Raw genomic sequence first — 16,952 nt, 5'->3', positions numbered from 1 at the left:
GCGCGCGATGGTGAGAGGAACCAACATGAGCACCTTCCAGTCCAGGAAGAGGATGCGGCTCTCGCTCGGCGTCGTCGCCGTCAGCGCGGGTCTGCTGCTGGCCGCGTGCGGATCGTCGGACGACGGCGACAACGGCGGCTCCGGCGGCGGCAAGGACGCCGCCGACACGAACATCGGCATCGTCATCAAGGGCCTCGACAACCCGTTCTTCCAGCACATGGAGGACGGCATCAACGCCGAGCAGAAGGAGTCCGGCGCGGACATCGAGATCCAGGCCGCGGCCTCGATCACGGACACCTCCGGCCAGGCCGACAAGCTGACGAACCTCGCGAACCAGGAGTTCGATTGCTACCTGGTGAACCCGATCAGCGGCACGAACCTGATCCAGGGCATCGCGCAGATCGCGGCCAAGGGCACGCCGATCGTCAACATCGACAACCCGGTCGAGGCCAAGGCCGCTGACGCCGCGGGCGCCGAGATCGCGACGTACATCGGCACCGACAACGTCGCCGCCGGCAAGATGGTCGCCGACCAGCTCGCGAAGCTCGACTCCGACGGCGGCGACGTCGCCACCGTGGGCGGCATCGCCGGCGACGTCACCAGCGCGCAGCGCATCGACGGCTTCAAGGAGGGCCTCGCGGACAACTTCGAGGTCGTCCAGGAGGTCGCCGCGAACTGGGACCGCCAGGAGGCCCAGACGCAGGCCGAGACGATCCTGCAGGCCAACCCCGACCTGGCCGCGTTCTTCGTCGCCAACGACGACATGGCGATGGGCGTCGCCCGCGCCGTGGCCGCCGCGGACAAGAAGGGCAAGACACTCGTGGTCTCGGTCGACGGCATCGACGGCGTCGCCTCGGGCGACATCGACGCCGCCGTGGCCCAGTACCCGTTCGTCGTGGGCAAGATGGGCCTGCAGGCGTGCGAGGCGGCCGCGCTCGGCGAGAAGCTGCCGGAGAAGGTCGACACCCCGATCGCGCTGATCACCCCCGACAACGCCAAGGACGCGCAGGACGCGTTCCCCGAGCCCCCGAACGAGTACGACAACCCGTTCGCGGAGATGCTCGGCCGCTGACGTGACGGTGCGGGCGGCCCCGGTCGCCCGCACCCCACCACCTCAACCCGGAGACAACACATGACCACCACCACGGCATCCCCGGCGACCCGCGGATCGGCACTCGCCGACCGCCTGCGCCAGCCGTCGTTCTGGGTCGAGTGGGCGTCCGTGATCGGACTCGTCGTCCTCGTGGCGATCTTCACGGCCCTCGACCCGCGGTTCCTCAGCTCGGGCAACATCAAGGCGATGCTGCTGGCCTCGGCGATCCTCACGATCCTGGCCGTCGGCCAGTCCTTCGTCATCCTGACCGCCGGCATCGACCTCTCGATCGCCTCCACGATGACGTTCGCCGCCGTCACCTTCGGCATGGCCATGACGAGCGGCAAGGGCCTCGCCCTGTCGTGCCTCGTCGCCGTGGCCGCCGGCGCGGCCGTCGGCCTGGTGAACGGCTTCCTCATCGCCAAGGGCGGCATCACCGACTTCATCGTCACGCTCGGCGCGCTCTCGGCGGCCTCCGGACTCGCGCTGATCCTCTCCGACGGGCGCCCGATCACCGTGATCAGCGCGCCGCTGTTCAAGCTGTCGGCCGGCGGCTTCGGGATGATCCCGTACACGTTCCTCATCGCGATCGCGGTGGCCGTGCTGGCCCACCTCGTGCTGTTCTCGACGCCGTTCGGCACGCACGTCCTGGCGACCGGCGGATCGGTCGACGCGGCGCAGGCGACCGGCGTGCGCACGGCCCGGATCAAGATGGCCGTCTACCTGATCGCCGGCGTCCTGGCCGGACTCGCGGCGATCCTGCTGGTGGCCCGCGTCGGCTCGGCCGAGCCCGCCGCGAACACCACGTTCCTGCTGAACTCGGTGGCCGCGGTCGTCCTCGGCGGCGTCAGCCTGTTCGGCGGCAAGGGCTCCATCAAGGGCCCGGTCTTCGGTGCGCTGCTGCTGACCGCCCTGGCCAACGGCCTCACGCTGCTCGGCGTCTCCCAGTTCTACCAACCGCTCGCCGTCGGCATCGTCGTCGTCGGCGCGGCCTTCCTCACGAGGTTCGAGAAATGACGACCCACAGCACCGAACAGCAGGCGCGCCCGATGGGCGACGTGCTGCTCGAGGTCGACGGACTCTCGCTGTCCTTCGGCTCCGTCCGCGCGCTGGCCGACGTCTCGGTCCAGGTGCGTGCCGGCGAGATCACCGCGCTCGTGGGGGACAACGGCGCCGGGAAGTCGACCCTCGTCCGGGTCGTCGCCGGCGTCCACACCGCCGACGAGGGCACGATCCGGTTCGACGGCCAGACCGTCGCGTTCCACGCGCCTGACCAGGCGCGCGACGCCGGGATCGAGACCGTGCACCAGAACCTCGCGCTCGTCGAGGACCTCACGGTGTGGCAGAACCTCTACCTCAACCGCGAGATCACCGGCGGCGTCGGCCCGTTCAGCTACCTGAAGAAGCGCACGATGCGCGCGGGCGCCCAGGAGATGGTGTCCAAGCTCGCCGTCAACGTGCCCGCCGTGACCTCCACCGTCCGGCGCCTGTCGGGCGGCCAGCGCCAGGCCGTGGCGATCTGCCGCGCGGCCGGCTTCAGCTCCAAGCTGGTCATCATGGACGAGCCCACCGCGGCGCTCGGCGTCCAGGAGACCGCGCGCGTCGAGGAGCTCATCCTGCGCCTGCGCGACGAGGGCCACGCGGTCCTGCTCATCAGCCACAACTTCGACCAGGTCATGCGCCTGTCCGACCAGGTCTGGGTCATGCGCGCCGGACGGTGCGTCGCCGGACGCCGGACCGCCGAGACCAGCGGCGAGGAGATCGTCGGCCTCATCACGGGCGCGATCGCCGGATGACCACCACCCACCCCAAGGAGACCCCCACCGTGGACCAGCGCAACCCCATCGGCGTGCACGCCCTCGTCTGGGTCGGCGGCACCCGCCCCGACGAGATCGCCCAGGCCGTGCAGCGCACCAAGGACGCCGGCTTCGACCTGCTCGAGCTGTCGCTGCACGAGATGGAGACCCTCGACCTCGAGGGCACCCGCGCGGCCGCCGAGGAGGCGGGGCTCGCGCTCGCCTGCTCGCGTGGCCTGGCGTTCGACGCCGACGTCTCGAGCGACGACCCCGAGGTCGTCGCGCGCGGCGAGAAGATCCTGCACCAGTCCCTCGACGTCGTGTCGGGCCTGGGCAGCACGATCCTGACCGGCGCCCTCTACAGCGCCCTCGGCAAGTACGGCCGTCCCCTGAGCGACGCGGGCCGCGCCAACGTCGTGTCGGTCCTGCGCAGCCTCGCGCAGGAGGCCGCGGGTCGCGGCGTGAGCCTCGGTCTGGAGATCTGCAACCGCTACGAGACGAACGTCGTCAACACGGCGCGGGACGCGCTGCGCCTCGCCGACGACATCGGCGAGGACAACGTCTTCATCCACCTCGACACGTACCACATGAACATCGAGGAGTCGGACTTCGTGACGCCCGTCCTCGACGTCGCCGACCGCCTCGGCTACGTGCACATCGGCGAGAACCACCGCGGCTACCTCGGCTCGGGCTCGATCGACTTCCCGGCGTTCTTCCACGCGCTGTCGCGGGTGGGCTTCACGGGCCCGATCACGTTCGAGAGCTTCTCCTCGGCCGTCGTCAGCCCGACGCTGTCGAACGACCTCGCGGTGTGGCGCTCGCTGTGGACCGACGGCGACGACCTCGCCCGCCGGGCCCGCGGCTTCATCGACACGCACCTCGCCGCGTCCGCCTCGATCGACGCGTGACGGCACGGGCATGAGCCGTCGGTGCGTCCTGGGCCTCGACCTCGGGACGAGCGGCGTCAAAGCCGTCCTCGTGGCGACCGACGGCTCGGTCCTGGCCCGCGCGGACCGCGGCTACGCCGTCGCGTCGCCGCACCCGCGCTGGGCCGAGACCGACCCGGCGCAGTGGGAGGCGGCGGCGCGTGACGCCGTGGCCTCCGTCCTGGCCGACGTCGACGCCGACGTCGTCGCGATCGGCCTCGACGGGCAGATGCACGGCACCGTCCTCGTCGACGCCTCCGGCGAGCCGGTGCGACCCGCGGTCCTGTGGCCCGACGGCCGCGCGGGCGACGAGCTGGCGCGCTGGCAGGCCCTGGCGCCCGAGCGGCTGCGCGCCCTGGCGAACCCGCTGGCGCCGGGCATGACCGGCCCGGTGCTGGCCTGGCTCACCCGTCACGAACCCGACGTCGTCGCGCGCGCCCACCGGGTGCTGCTGCCGAAGGACTGGCTGCGCACGCGGCTCGTCCCGGGCGCGCTCGTCACCGACCACTCCGACGCCTCGGCGACGCTGCTGTGGGACCTCGAGCGCGACGAGTGGAGCCGGGACGTCCTCGCGGCCACCGGCATCCGGGCGGACCTGCTGCCCGAGGTCGTGCCGTCGGACGAGGTCGTCGGCACGCTCGACGCGACCGAGGCGGCTGCCTGGGGCCTGCCCGCGGGCATCCCCGTGGTCGCGGGGTGCGCCGACGCCGCCGCGACGCTCGTGGGCTCCTCCTCCGCGCCGGGGCGCCTCGTCGTGACCGTCGGCTCGGGCGCCCAGGTCGTGCTGCCGGGGATCACGCCGACGTTCGACGGGCCGATCACGCACCACACCTATCGGGCCGCGAGCGGTGGCGCCTACGCGATGGTCGCCGTCATGAACGCGGGCATCGCGCTGACGCGGGTCGTCAGCCTGCTCGGTGGCTCGTGGGACGACCTCTACCACGACTACGACCGGCAGCGGCCGGTCCCGGGATTCGTGCCCTTCCTCTCGGGTGAGCGGCTGCCGACGGCCGCTGCGCCGAACTCCGGGCGCTGGTTCGGCCTGGGCCTCGAGACCGAGCGCGCCGACCTGTTCGCGGCCGCGCTGGAGGGCCTGTGCTTCACGATCCGCCGCGGCGTCGAGTCGATGCCCGAGCTCGCCGACACGGCGATCGACGTGGCGGGCGGCGGCACCCGGTCGCCCGTGTTCGCCCAGCTGCTCGCCGACGTGCTCGGCCGCGAGCTGTGCCGCGTCGACCTCGAGGACGCGACCGCGGTGGGCGCGGCCCTGCTGGCGTTCCGCGGTGCCGGACTCGACCTGCCCGAGCCACCGCCGCGGCGTGGCGTGGGCGTGCGTCCAGGGGACTCCGGACCCCTGGAACAGCGCTACGCCCGCTTCCTCGACGAGGTCGACCGATGACGGCGCCGTTCGAGCCCGTGCGGTGGGCCGTCGCGGGATGGGGCGCCGGTGGACGCGTCTTCCACGCGCCGATGATCGCCGCCGCCGACGGACTCGACCTGGTGGCGGTCGTCTCGACCAACCCCGACCGGGCCCGCGACGCCAGGTCGGCCGGACTCGAGGCGCTGCCGGACCTCGAGAGCCTGCGCGACGCCGGCGTCGAGGGCGTCACCCTCACGACCCCGGCCGGCACCCATGCCGACCTCGCCGTCGAGGCGCTCGGGCTCGGCCTGCACGTCGTGGTCGACAAGCCCTTCGCGACCACCGCGGAGGACGCCCGCCGCATCGTGGCCGCGGCCTCGCCCGGCACCGTGCTGACCGTCTACCAGAACCGCCGCTGGGACGGCGACTTCCTGACGATCCAAGAGCTCGTGGAGTCCGGCGAGCTGGGCCGCGTCGACCGCCTCGAGTCGCGGATCGAGCGCTTCCGCCCCGAGCTGCCGCGCTGGACGCGGGACCGCGACTCGGTCCACGGCGGAGGCGTCCTGGTCGACCTCGGCCCCCACCTCATCGACCAGGCCGTGCACCTGCTCGGACCCGTGCAGCAGGTCTTCGCCGACCTCGCGGTCCTGGGCGACGACCGGCGCAGCGAGGACGACGCGGTCGTCATGCTGCGGCACGCGAGCGGCAGCCGCTCCACGATCGTCGCGTCGGTGCACGCGGCCGCTGAGGGACCGCGGTTCCGGGTGTCCGGAACCCGGGGCGGGCTGCGCATCGAGGGCTTCGACCCCCAGGAGGCGGACCTCTTCGCGGGGGCGACCCCGACGAGCCTCGGCGAGCGATGGGGGAGCGACGATCCCGCCCGCGCGGCGCACTGGGAGGGCGACGGCCCTGCACGCCGCCCCCTGGCTCGTGGGCGATGGGACACGTTCTACCCATCCGTGGCCGCCGCGGTCCGCACGGGGACACCACCGCCCGTCCCGCCGGCGGACGCCGTGCACGTCGCGGAGATCTTCGACGCGGCCCGACGCAGCGCCGAGGAGGGTCGCTGGATCGACGTGGCGACGGCGATTTCGAATTGACAGGTCGATGGTTGGCGCTGACGCTGGATGGGAAGGCGACGACGTTTCGCCCAGCGGGCCGCACGGCTCGCCCATGGACGCCGCCGCCGGGGACTCCCTCGTCGTGAGCGCGGCAAAGTCGCACTCCCTCGGCTCCTCTGCCGCCGGCTCCGACGCCTCGGCGGCGGTTCCGTGCTCACTCCACGCCGAGGTAGCTCCTGAGGTCGCCGATGATCGCTCGCACGGTGTCGGCCGCACGGGTGCGCGCGTCCTCGAGTGACGAGCCCACCGGGACGACGGCCTCGACGTAGCACTTGAGCTTGGGCTCGGTGCCCGACGGACGGCAGATGACCCGGCTGCCGCCCTCCAGCCCGAGGCGGATGCCGTCCGTGGGCGGCAGGCCCTGATAGCCCTTCGCGAGGTCGTCCACCGTGGTGACCTCGGTCTCCGCGAGCCACGTGGGCGGCTCGGACCGCAGCCGCTCCATCGCCTCGGCGATGATCGCGAGGTCCTCGACCCGCACGGCGAGCTGGCCGGTGGCGTGCCAGCCGTGCTGGCGGTAGATGTCGTCGAGCAGGTCCAGCAGCGTGCGGCCCTCGGCCTGGAGGGTGGACGCCAGCGACATGATCAGCAGCGCCGCCGAGATGCCGTCCTTGTCACGCGCGATGTGCGGTGCCACGCAGTAGCCGAGCGCCTCCTCGTAGCCGTAGACCAGCCCGTCGACCTTGCCGATCCACTTGAAGCCGGTGAGCGTCTGCTGCCACGGCTGGCCGTGCGCGGCGGCCTGGCGCCCCAGCAGGTCGGACGACACGATCGAGGAGGCGTACGTGCCCTCGACGCCCTGGCGCAGCAGCGCCTCGGCCAGCAGCGCGCCGACCTGGTCGCCGGTGAGCATCCGGTGGCCGCCGACGGTGCGGACTCCCACGGCGCACCGGTCGGCGTCGGGGTCGTTCGCGATGACGATGTCGGCGTCCAGGTCCTTCGCCAGTGCGAGGGCCAGGTCCATCGCGCCGGGCTCCTCGGGGTTCGGGAAGGCGACGGTGGGGAAGGCAGGGTCGGGGTCGGCCTGGGCCTCGACCACGTGGGGCGCGGGGAAGCCGGCGCGCTCGGCGGCATGGGTCAGCAGCTGGCCGCCCACCCCGTGCATCGGCGTGTACGCCACCGTCAGCTCGCGCGGGCCCGGCGGCACGAGGTCGGCGACGGCGTCGAGGTACGCCTCGGCCACGTCGGTGCCCAGGACCGTGTAGTCGGTGTCGCGCGCCAGTTCGTCGACCCGGCCGACGGCGTCGATCTGCGCCGCGATGTCGGCGTCCGCGGGCGGCACGATCTGGCTCGTGTCCGCGAGGTACACCTTGTAGCCGTTGTCGCGGGGCGGGTTGTGCGACGCGGTGACCATGACGCCGGCGGAGGCGCTCAGGTGACCGATCGCGAACGCCAGCACGGGCGTGGGCAGGTGCTCGGGCAGCAGCATGGCACGCACGCCGGCGGCCTGCATGATCTCGGCGGTGTCGCGGGCGAAGACGTCGGAGTTCGTGCGGGCGTCGTAGCCGATCACCACGCTGGGATGGGGGTCCTCGGAGAGCAGGTGGCGGGCGAGTCCGGCGGCGGCACGCGCCACGGTCACGCGGTTCATCCGCATGGGGCCGGCGCCCAGCTCGCCGCGCAGTCCGGCCGTGCCGAACTGCAGGCGGCCGGCGAAGCGGGCCGCGATCTCGGCCTCGTCTCCGGCGTCGATCAGGGCGGTCAGCTCGTTCCGGGTCTGTGCATCAGGATCCTGCGAGATCCAGTCCCGGGCAGCAAGGATCGGGTCCATCCGCCCACCGTAGCGGGGGGATGGATCGACGCCCGTCAGGCGGCCTCGGGTCGGTAGCGGTGGTTGCGGCGCCATTGGTCGCGGAGGCGGAACTCGGGCGTGCCGTCGTGACCGAACCGGATGGCGATGTGGGCGTCGTGGACGCGGTGGTGGTGATGCGCGCAGAGCAGTACCCCTGATGTGAGGTCGGTGGGTCCGCCGTGGCTCCACGGGATGACGTGGTGGGCTTCGGTCCAGCCGGGTGGTCGGTCGCAGTCGGGGAACGCGCAGCCCTGGTCGCGTTGGGCGAGCGCGATGCGTTGGGCGGCGGTGTGGTGGCGTTTGGCGCGGCCTTCGTCGAGGACCTGGGACTGGCCGTTCATCACGACTGGGAGGATGCCGGCGTTGCAGGACAGCTTCCTCAACTGTCCCGCCGAGACCGGTGTTCCGAGTTCGGTGACGCCGGCGCGGTCGGTCTGGCCTCGGAGGGTCTGCTCGTCGACGGTGACCACGAGGGTGGCGGCGACGCCGCCGTGGTTGCCGTAGCCGTCACGCGGCAGGTGGCGGACGATCTCGGCGAATGCCTCGCCCGCCTTCTCCTGCGGCTTCAGCTCAGCGCTCTCGGCAGCCGAGGCGCGCGGGGCGGTCTTGGACTCCACGACGGCACGCAGCATGTCGGCGGTGAGGGCGTCGGTCTTGCCGCCGAACGGCACCAGCCCGGTGGTCTGGTCGGGACGGCCGATCCAGAACTCACGCTGCTGCCGCTGGGCGGCTTCCTCGCGGGTGAGCTGGTCGTTCTCGATCCGATCGGCCCGGGCGACGTCAACGACCTCGATCGCGCGGCGGGCCTTGCGACGCAGCTGGTCAGCGGTCATCACCCGCGCCGCCGCGACCATGTCGGCCTCCACGAGGTCACGCTGCTCGGTCGTCAGGTTGGTCGGGAGCGTTTCGAGCGCGTCGGTGACGATCGCGGCCTTGGTGGTGGACATGCCCGGTTCGGCCAGCGCCTCACGCACCCGCGGGGCGGCCTCGATCCGGTTCGCCAGGCGGATCTCCCGCGCGGCCTCGCGCCGCGTCACCCCAGACCCGGTCGCCACCAGCGCGGTCAGGCTCGCGGCATCGGTCGCGCGGTGGGCGTCGCTCCGGTCGGCAGCGGCCACCAGCGCGAGGTGCAGTGCGTCAGCCTCGCGACGCATGGCCTGCACCGCCGCCACCTCAGCAGCGAGCTGCTCGGACGACAAGGCGGACAGGTCGCGCGAGCGCGCGTCGGCGAGGAACCGCTGCCCCGACCTGAGCCCACCGACGACGTCCACCAGATCCCCCCGAACCCCTCCGAACCGATGTTCGAAGCCTACCGCATTGGGCCATGTGCAGTGGGCCCTGAGGAGCGCCGTTTCGGGATGTGGGACGGATCCGGATCAGACGCGGGGGAGCAGGTCGGCGAGCAGTGCGCCCATGCGCGTGGCGGCGGACTTGCCGGCCTCGAGGACCTCCTCGTGGTTGAGCGGCTCGTCCGAGATGCCGGCGGCGAGGTTCGTGACCAGCGAGATGCCGAGCACCTCCATGCCGGCCTCGCGCGCGGCGATCGCCTCGAGCGTGGTGGACATGCCCACGAGGTCGCCGCCCATGACACCGGCCATCCTCACCTCGGCCGGCGTCTCGTAATGAGGACCGGGGAACTGCACGTAGACGCCCTCGTCGATCGACGGGTCGACCTCGCGCACGAGGTCGCGCAGGCGCTGCGCGTACAGGTCGGTGAGGTCGACGAAGTTCGCGCCGACGATCGGCGACGTGGCCGTGAGGTTGATGTGGTCGCGGATGAGCACGGGGGTGCCGGGGGTCCACGCCGGGTTGAGGCCGCCGCAGCCGTTCGTCAGCACCATCGTGCGCACGCCGGCGGCCGCCGCGGTGCGAACGCCGTGCACGACGGCCTCGACGCCCTTGCCCTCGTAGTAGTGGGTGCGGCCGAGGAAGACCAGGGCGCGCAGGTCGCCCACGCGGACCGAGCGGATCGTGCCGCCGTGACCGGCGACGGCCGGCTTGCTGAAGCCGGGCAGCTCCTCGGTGGGGACCTCGTACTCGGGCTCGCCGAGCGCGTCGGCGGCAGGCAGCCAGCCCGACCCCATCACGAGAGCGACGTCGTGGTCGCCGCCTCCGGTGCGGTCACGCAGGGCGTCGGCGGCTTCGCGGGCGAGGTCGTAGGCGTTCACCCGAGTCACCCTACCGACGGCGTTCGGGCGCAGGAGACGCCCGACGATGACGAAATGGTTGCGATTCGGCGGCCGCTCGCGCGCTGCGCCGCGGAGGGCGCCCGCGGGGGAGGGCGCGTACTCTACGGACGTGCCGAAGATCATCGGGGACTCCCTGGAGGAGCACCGGGCGACGATGCGTCGCCGGGTCTTCGATGCCCTCGTCGAGCTGCTGCGCGAGCGCCCGTTCGACCTCATCACGATGGCCGACCTGGCCACGCACGCCGGGGTGGGCCGGTCCTCGCTGTACAACCACTTCAAGGACAAGGAGGCCGTCGTCGTCGCCTTCGCGACGGACGAGACCTCGCGCTACCTCGAACAGCTGAACGCCTCTCTCGCCGACCGGACCACGCCGACCGAGCGCCTCGAGACCTACGTGCGGCACCACGTGGACACGTCGAAGGACTTCCACATCGGCCTGGGCCCCGAGCTGCGCGCGATGCTGTCGCCGGAGTCCGTCACCGCGATGCGCGAGCACGTCGTCGCGGTCGAGCAGGTGCTGCGGCAGATCCTGATCGACGGCGTCGCCTCCGGCGAGTTCACGGTGGACGACGTCGACGCCACCGTCTCGCTGCTGCACGCGACCCTCTCGGCCCGCCACGCCTCGGCCGACACGACGACCCGCTTCGTCCTCGCCGCCGTCTCCCCCTCCTGACCCGCAACTGCACCGCCGCCTCCCTGTTCGCGAGTGGCGCAAAGCGGCCCGCCACTCGAGGAGTGGCGGGCGTTTTCGCGCCACTCGCGACCCGGGCTTGCGCCAGTCGGCGTCCCGAGGAGTGGTGCGGAGGCGGCGACGAGGCGCGCCCCGGAACGCCACGGCCCCCGTCACCGAGGTGACGGGGGCCGTGGCCGGAGGAGCTCAGGTCACTTGGCGACCTTGAGGGATCCCGCCTTCACGTAGCCGCGCTTCGTGTAGTTGGCGTTGCCGTAGTAGGCCACGCGGACGACCCACGTGCCCTTGGCCAGCTTCGGCAGCTTCACCGTGCGCTTGCCCGCGGACAGGTTGGCGGTGACGTACTTGCTCCTCTTGCCCTGGGTGAGCTTGATCTTCACCTTGCCGGTGGGCGCGGCGGCGCCCGAGGCGCCCTTGACGGAGACGACCGCGAGACCCTTCTTCTTCGAGGTCGGCTTGCGGGTGACCTTCACGCGGCCCTTCGAGGCGGCGGTCTTGGCGACCTTCACCGTCACGGCGGTGGCGGCCGGGGCCGTGACCGCCGTGTCCGAGGGGGCGAACGTCACGCGGTACGACTTCGTGCCGACGGCGTGGCGCTTCGAGATCGCGAACGAGGCGGTGCCGCGCGCGGCGACCGTCTTGGTGCCGAGGCCGGCGACCGTGACCGAGCCGGCGGTCGGCGAGGTCACGCCGACCGTGCCGCCCTTGCCGTACTTCGTCGACAGGCTCTTGACGGTGACGGCCGGGGCGACCGCCTTCTCCTTCAGCACGCCCAGCGGGGTCTCGGTGTCCTGGCTGGTGGTGGAGTGCGTGTGCGCACGCCACGTGTAGACCGAGTAGCTGGTGCCCGGCGTGACCTGGTCGAGGTCGAGGTTCAGCGTGGCGTCCCACGTGCCGGCCGGGCCGGAGATGGACGGGGTCGGCGGGAAGCAGAACTTGGCCGCGACGCCCACGAAGTTCGCGGTGCCGGTCGGCGACGAGACGTCGGGCAGTTCGCCGGACGGCGCGACGCCCACGTAGATGCCGGCGTCACCGGTGTTGGTGAGGCACGTGAAGCCGGTGCCCGAGACCTTCACGGTGGCGCCCGCACGGGAGTCGACCGTCACGCGGGGACGCGGGGCGGTGGCGGTGAACGGCGAGGCGGGCTTGCGGGGATCGCCGCTGGCCGAGCCCGACAGGAAGAAGTGCGCGCGCAGGCCCGAGTCCAGCGCCCGCAGGAAGTCGGGGTGGAACGAGCCGCCGTCGGTGGGACGGCCGGCGGGCAGGCCCAGGTCGAGCGCCTCGGCCGAGCCGGGCTGGAGGACGCCGAGGAAGTCGGGCGTCTCGGTCAGGGAGGCGACGGAGCCGTCGGTGCTCCAGTCCGACGCGGTCGCGTCGAACTCCACCACGGTGACGTCGTCGGTGCTGCCGGTGGTGGTGGTCGCGGTCGGCACGTTCCACGCGACGTCGGCGGTGATCTTGCCCTCGCCGGCCGCGTTCACCGTGACGGTGGGATCGGCGATGGTCAGCGAGTACTGCAGCGTGCCCGGAGCCGTGGTGCCGGTGATGAAGGAGCCGGTGATGGAGCCCTCGTAGGCCACCGACGTGGCGCCGTTGCCGGAGTCGAACGTGCCGACGCCGCCGCCGAAGGTCGTGACCTTCGTGGTGGGGTCGATCGTCGCGCCGTCGGCGGCCTCGAGCGTGGTGAAGGGCGAGAACGCGGGGTTCGGCGTGAAGTGCGCCGCGAACTGGTCGGAGATCTTCCACTGCAGCGTGGGGGCGACGACGTCGTCGGCCGCCTGTGCGGTGGTGGGGGTCAGGGCGAGGACGCCCGCGGACAGGGCCGCGGCGGTCGTCCCGGCGAGCAGGCGACGCCCGCGAACCAGGGTCTGGGGAGACATGCAGATCCTTTCGGAAAAGAAGTCGCCGACCCGGCGACCTCGGTAGGTAAGGCACACCTTATACTCGGCGAGTAAGGGTGCCCTGACCGGGTCCGCATCCTGACCGAATCCCGACGGGAGTCTCCGTGATCGACCACGCCCACCGCTCGATGCCCGTGCGTGTCCTCGTCCTGCTGATGGTGGCCGCGCTGGCTGCTCTCGCGGTGCCGAACGTCCGTGCGGATGCTGCACCGGCTGGAACAAAAGTCACCGGCGGCACCATCTCGTGGGGCCTCAAGGCCTCGTTCCGGTCGTACCTCACCGGTCCGATCGCCGGCGGCAAGGTCACGCCGGCCGCGCCGGCCACCGACGACGGCACCCGGACCACGTTCCCGCAGGCGTCGGGGGAGTGGAGCGAGTCGTCCACCGTCGCGGCCCGCGGCTCGGTGAACTTCACGGGTCACCACGGCGCTCTCGACCTGACGCTGGCGGACCCGCGGCTCGAGGTCAGCGGGACCAGCGGTCGCCTCGTCCTCGACGTCACCGACGCGTCGGGCACCACGAGCGGCGTGCACTTCGCCGACGTCGCGCTGGACGGTCGCGTCGACTGGAGCGGCACCACAGTCACGATCGACAAGGCGCCGGTCACGCTGACGGCCGCGGGAGCCGGGTTCATGGGCGGCTCCTACAGCGCGGGTCAGGAGGTCGACCCGCTCGACGCGAGCCTGCAGGTCGAGACGCCCGCCACGGAGCCGACCACCGAGCCGACGACCGAGCCCACGACGGAGCCGACGACGGAGCCGACGACCGAGCCGACCACGGAGCCGACGACCGACCCGTCGCAGATCACGGGCGGCTCGATCTCCTGGGGCCTGAAGACCTCGTTCCGCACGTACATCCGCGGCCCGATCGCAGGCGGCAGGATCACGACGACCGCTCCGGCCGCCGACAACGGCACCCGCACCACCTTCGCCCGCGCGAAGGGCACGTGGTCGGACAAGGCCGCCGACGTGCGCGCCTCGGGCGGCGTGAACTTCACCGGGCACCACGGTGAGCTCAACCTGACGATCTCGTCGCCGCGGGTCGTCCTCAACGCCTCGGGCGCGCGCCTGCTCGTCGACGCGAGGACCAGCGACGGCCGCACCCACTCGGGCCTGGCCGTCGCCACCCTCGACCTGTCCGGCCGCATCAGCGCGGGCAGCGGCAAGGTGACGATCGCGAACGCTCCGGCCACGCTCACCTCGGCGGGCACCGCGCTGTTCTCCTACAGCGGCAGCGCCATGTACCCCGCGGGCACCGAGCTCGACCCCGTCAGCGCGACCCTCTCCGTCGAGGGTGCGGTCGTGCCCACGACGCCCCCGGCCACGAAGCCCACGCCGAAGCCGACGACGAAGCCCACGAAGACGCCGAAGGACCCGAAGCCGGCGAAGTCCTCGACCACCACCGGCCGCGCCGGTGACCTGACGTGGGGCGTCAAGGCCAGCTTCCGGTCGTACATCACCGGCCCGATCGCGCAGGGATCCGTCAGCGTCTCCGGCGGCGCCACCGCCGTGTCGGGCGGCTACCGCTTCGGCCAGAGCACCACGTCGGCCACGCCGCCCAGCGCGCAGGGGACCACCGGCTACCGCGGCACCGTCCGCTTCCACGGGCATCACGGCCAGCTCGACATGTCCCTCACCGCGCCCTCGGTGCGCGTGACCTCGGCGACGACGGCCACGCTCTCGGCCCAGGTCACGGGCCGCGGGCGCATCGACGTCGCCGTCATCGACCTCGGCCGCGCCTCGCGGTCGACCGACACGGGCTGGGCGCAGTACGCGAACGCGCCCGCCGCGCTGACGTCGGCCGGCGCCGGGATGTTCTCCTACAACGGCAACGCCTTCTACCCGGCCGGCACGGTCGTCGACCCCGTCACGTTCTCGGTCGGCTCCACGGCCGCCGCCGGCTCGGGCTCGGGCGCCACGTCCGTCGCCGGCTCGACGACGCCGACGACGGCGTGGACCCCGCCGACCGCCCCGCCCGCGACGACCGGCCTCGTGCTCGAGCAGGACGAGGTCAAGGCGGGCGACGAGGTCACCGCCTCGGGCACGGGCTTCCTGCCGAACGAGTCCGGCATCCGCGTCGTGCTCTACTCGACCCCGCTGGTCCTGGCCGAGAACGTCACGGCCGACGCGACCGGCCGTGCCACGTGGAAGGGCGCCATCCCGCCCACGATCGCGCCCGGCGAGCACACGCTCACGTTCCAGGGATCGGTCGACCGGGGTGTCGTCATCGACGTCGCCGCCGCCGACGCGATCGTCGGCTGCGAGCTGAGCGACGCCCGCCTCGACTGGGGCTTCAAGGAGTCGTTCCGCGCCTACGTCTCCGGCTCGATCGCCAACGGCGACTGGACCACCACGGGCAACGCGGGCTACGAGACCCCGCAGTTCTCCTGGTCGCAGGGCACGGGCGTGCTCGACGAGGAGTCGGGTGCCGGCGAGCTCTCCTTCGAGGGCGGCGTCGAGTTCACGGGCCACGACGGCGCCCTCGACACGACGATCGCGAACCCCGTCGTGACGATCGTCGACGAGAGCAAGGCCACGCTCGCGGTGGACTACACCGGCGGCACGATGGACGCCGCGATGGCCGGCAAGGACGACCGCCGCACGATCGCGGCCGTGCCGTTCGCGGATCTCGACCTGAGCGCGGGCACGGTCTCGAAGGAGGGTCAGACGGTCACCATCTCCGACGTCCCGACCACCCTGACCAGCGCCGGCAGCGCCGCGTTCCCCAACTACGAGACCGGTGCCGCGCTCGACCCCGTGACGCTCACCTACGCAGTGGCCAGCGACTGCGCGGCGCCCGCCGCCGCGCCCGCGGCGAGTGCCGACGATGCCGCCGCCGTGGTGCTCGACCCGATCACGCCCACCGAGGCCACCACGTGGCTGCCGTGGCTCGCGGGCACGGTGCTGGCGGTGCTCGTCTCCATCGGCGGCACGGTGCTCGTCATGCGCCGCCGGACGTCCGGGGTCGACGCATGAGGCGGCCCGCCCGCGGCGCCGCCGCGCTGCTGACCGCCCTGTGCCTGACCCTCCTGGCCGCGTGCGGCTCCGGCAGCGAGGGCAGCGACCCCGGCTCCGGCGCCGACCTGCCGCCCCTGTCCGAGCTCGAGGCCTCGCAGGCCCCGAAGGAGATCACCGGACCCAGCACGGCGAAGCTCACCGACCGCCACATCGAGCCGGTCGACGTCGACGAGCAGGCCAGCCTGCCCGCCACGGTCGTCTCGCACGTGCGCTCGGGCGACACGAAGGTCACCGTCACCGACACCTCGCGCATCGTCGCGTTCGACATGTCCGGCTCGATCGCGGCGTCGCTGTGGGGCCTGGGCCTGGGCGACCGCCTCGTCGCGCGTGGCGTGTCCACCGACTTCCCGGGCGCCGAGGACCTGCCGCTCATCACGTCGGAGGGCCACGCCGTGAACGCCGAGGCCGTCATGGCGCAGAAGCCCACGGTGATCATCACCGACGGCTCGATGGGCCCGCGCGACGTGGTCGAGCAGCTCGCCGACACCGGCGTGCCCGTCGTCTTCCTGGACAACGACTCGAGCTTCGAGGGAGCCGCCCAGCTCGCCCGCGACGTGGGCGCCGCGGTCGGCCTGCCGAAGTCCGGCGAGGCGCTGGCCGAGCGCATCACCTCCGATGTCGCGGCCGCGCAGGCCGAGGTGAAGCGGTTCGTCCCGGAGCGGGAGTCCGACCGGCTCCGGATGGTCTTCCTCTACCTGCGCGGCAACTCCGGCGTGTACTACCTGTTCGCCGACGACTCGGGTGTGGGCGACCTCGTCGAGTCGCTCGGCGGCGTCAACGTGGCGCGCGAGATGGGCTGGAAGGGCATGCAGCCGCTCACCGACGAGGCGCTCGTGAAGGCCAAGCCCGACCTCATCATGGTGATGACGCACGGCCTGGAGTCCACCGGTGGGGTCGACGGCCTGCTCGCCGAGAAGCCCGCGATCGCGCTGACGCCCGCGGGCCAGTCGAAGCGCTTCGTCGACATGTCCGACGGCGACGTCCTGTCGTTCGGCCCGCGCTCCGCCGGTGTCGTCGAGGCGCTCGCCCGGGCGATCTACGTGCCGGAGGCGGACCAGTGATCCGG

At 72.5% G+C, this 16,952-nt stretch carries 13 protein-coding genes; 9 read left to right on the top strand and 4 right to left on the bottom strand.

What is annotated here, in order from left to right:
• Window positions 1-25 precede the first annotated feature (25 nt).
• Genes BJ975_RS12115 through BJ975_RS12090 form a run of 6 tightly spaced genes read left to right on the top strand, consistent with a single transcriptional unit; the run spans window position 26 to window position 6,275 of the window.
• Window positions 26-1,072, top strand: a complete 1,047-nt coding sequence (locus BJ975_RS12115) for a substrate-binding domain-containing protein (protein ID WP_218845880.1) — start codon at window positions 26-28, stop codon at window positions 1,070-1,072.
• Between the two features lie 60 nt (window positions 1,073-1,132).
• Window positions 1,133-2,110: an ABC transporter permease gene (locus BJ975_RS12110; protein WP_179426244.1), complete on the top strand. Its 978-nt coding sequence runs from the start codon at window positions 1,133-1,135 to the stop codon at window positions 2,108-2,110.
• A complete protein-coding gene (locus BJ975_RS12105; protein WP_179426242.1) occupies window positions 2,107-2,889 on the top strand; it encodes an ATP-binding cassette domain-containing protein in 783 nt (260 codons plus the stop codon). Before BJ975_RS12110 ends, BJ975_RS12105 begins: the two co-directional genes overlap by 4 nt.
• Window positions 2,886-3,797: a sugar phosphate isomerase/epimerase family protein gene (locus BJ975_RS12100; protein ID WP_179426240.1), complete on the top strand. Its 912-nt coding sequence runs from the start codon at window positions 2,886-2,888 to the stop codon at window positions 3,795-3,797. Before BJ975_RS12105 ends, BJ975_RS12100 begins: the two co-directional genes overlap by 4 nt.
• A 10-nt stretch (window positions 3,798-3,807) precedes the next feature.
• A complete protein-coding gene (locus BJ975_RS12095) occupies window positions 3,808-5,214 on the top strand; it encodes a xylulokinase (RefSeq protein WP_179426238.1) in 1,407 nt (468 codons plus the stop codon).
• Complete coding sequence (locus tag BJ975_RS12090; RefSeq protein ID WP_179426236.1) at window positions 5,211-6,275, top strand: Gfo/Idh/MocA family protein; 1,065 nt, start codon at window positions 5,211-5,213, stop codon at window positions 6,273-6,275. The genes BJ975_RS12095 and BJ975_RS12090 overlap by 4 nt, the downstream gene beginning before the upstream one ends.
• Window positions 6,276-6,450: 175 nt before the next feature.
• Here the strand turns inward: BJ975_RS12090 and BJ975_RS12085 are convergent, their stop codons facing one another.
• The 3 genes from BJ975_RS12085 to BJ975_RS12075 all read right to left on the bottom strand — a co-directional run bounded on the left by BJ975_RS12085 (window position 6,451) and on the right by BJ975_RS12075 (window position 10,265).
• The gene (locus BJ975_RS12085) at window positions 6,451-8,106 is read right to left on the bottom strand and encodes a phospho-sugar mutase (protein ID WP_396336578.1); all 1,656 of its coding nucleotides are present in this window, start codon (window positions 8,104-8,106) and stop codon (window positions 6,451-6,453) included.
• On the bottom strand, window positions 8,103-9,359 hold the full coding sequence (locus BJ975_RS12080; protein ID WP_179426233.1) for an HNH endonuclease signature motif containing protein: 1,257 nt from the start codon (window positions 9,357-9,359) through the stop codon (window positions 8,103-8,105). Before BJ975_RS12080 ends, BJ975_RS12085 begins: the two co-directional genes overlap by 4 nt.
• Window positions 9,360-9,464: 105 nt before the next feature.
• A complete protein-coding gene (locus BJ975_RS12075; RefSeq protein WP_442864685.1) occupies window positions 9,465-10,265 on the bottom strand; it encodes a purine-nucleoside phosphorylase in 801 nt (266 codons plus the stop codon).
• A 121-nt stretch (window positions 10,266-10,386) separates the two neighbouring features.
• Between BJ975_RS12075 and BJ975_RS12070 the strand changes: the two genes are divergently transcribed.
• Window positions 10,387-10,950 (top strand): TetR/AcrR family transcriptional regulator, encoded by a 564-nt coding sequence (locus BJ975_RS12070; protein WP_179426229.1) that lies wholly within the window; start codon window positions 10,387-10,389, stop codon window positions 10,948-10,950.
• A gap of 209 nt (window positions 10,951-11,159) precedes the next feature.
• Here the strand turns inward: BJ975_RS12070 and BJ975_RS12065 are convergent, their stop codons facing one another.
• Window positions 11,160-12,848, bottom strand: coding sequence for a hypothetical protein (locus BJ975_RS12065; RefSeq protein WP_179426227.1), 1,689 nt, complete (start codon window positions 12,846-12,848; stop codon window positions 11,160-11,162).
• Between the two features lie 125 nt (window positions 12,849-12,973).
• Between BJ975_RS12065 and BJ975_RS12060 the strand changes: the two genes are divergently transcribed.
• Both BJ975_RS12060 and BJ975_RS12055 read left to right on the top strand, forming a co-directional pair.
• A complete protein-coding gene (locus tag BJ975_RS12060) occupies window positions 12,974-15,844 on the top strand; it encodes an HtaA domain-containing protein (protein ID WP_179426225.1) in 2,871 nt (956 codons plus the stop codon).
• Window positions 15,841-16,947 (top strand): heme/hemin ABC transporter substrate-binding protein, encoded by a 1,107-nt coding sequence (locus tag BJ975_RS12055; protein ID WP_179426223.1) that lies wholly within the window; start codon window positions 15,841-15,843, stop codon window positions 16,945-16,947. The genes BJ975_RS12060 and BJ975_RS12055 overlap by 4 nt, the downstream gene beginning before the upstream one ends.
• Window positions 16,948-16,952 lie beyond the last annotated feature (5 nt).

The sequence above is a fragment of the Aeromicrobium tamlense genome (assembly GCF_013408555.1).
Classification (GTDB): Bacteria; Actinomycetota; Actinomycetes; order Propionibacteriales; family Nocardioidaceae; genus Aeromicrobium; species Aeromicrobium tamlense.
The sequence above is the reverse complement of the archived record's forward strand: the minus strand, read 5'-3'. Positions and strand labels throughout refer to the sequence as shown.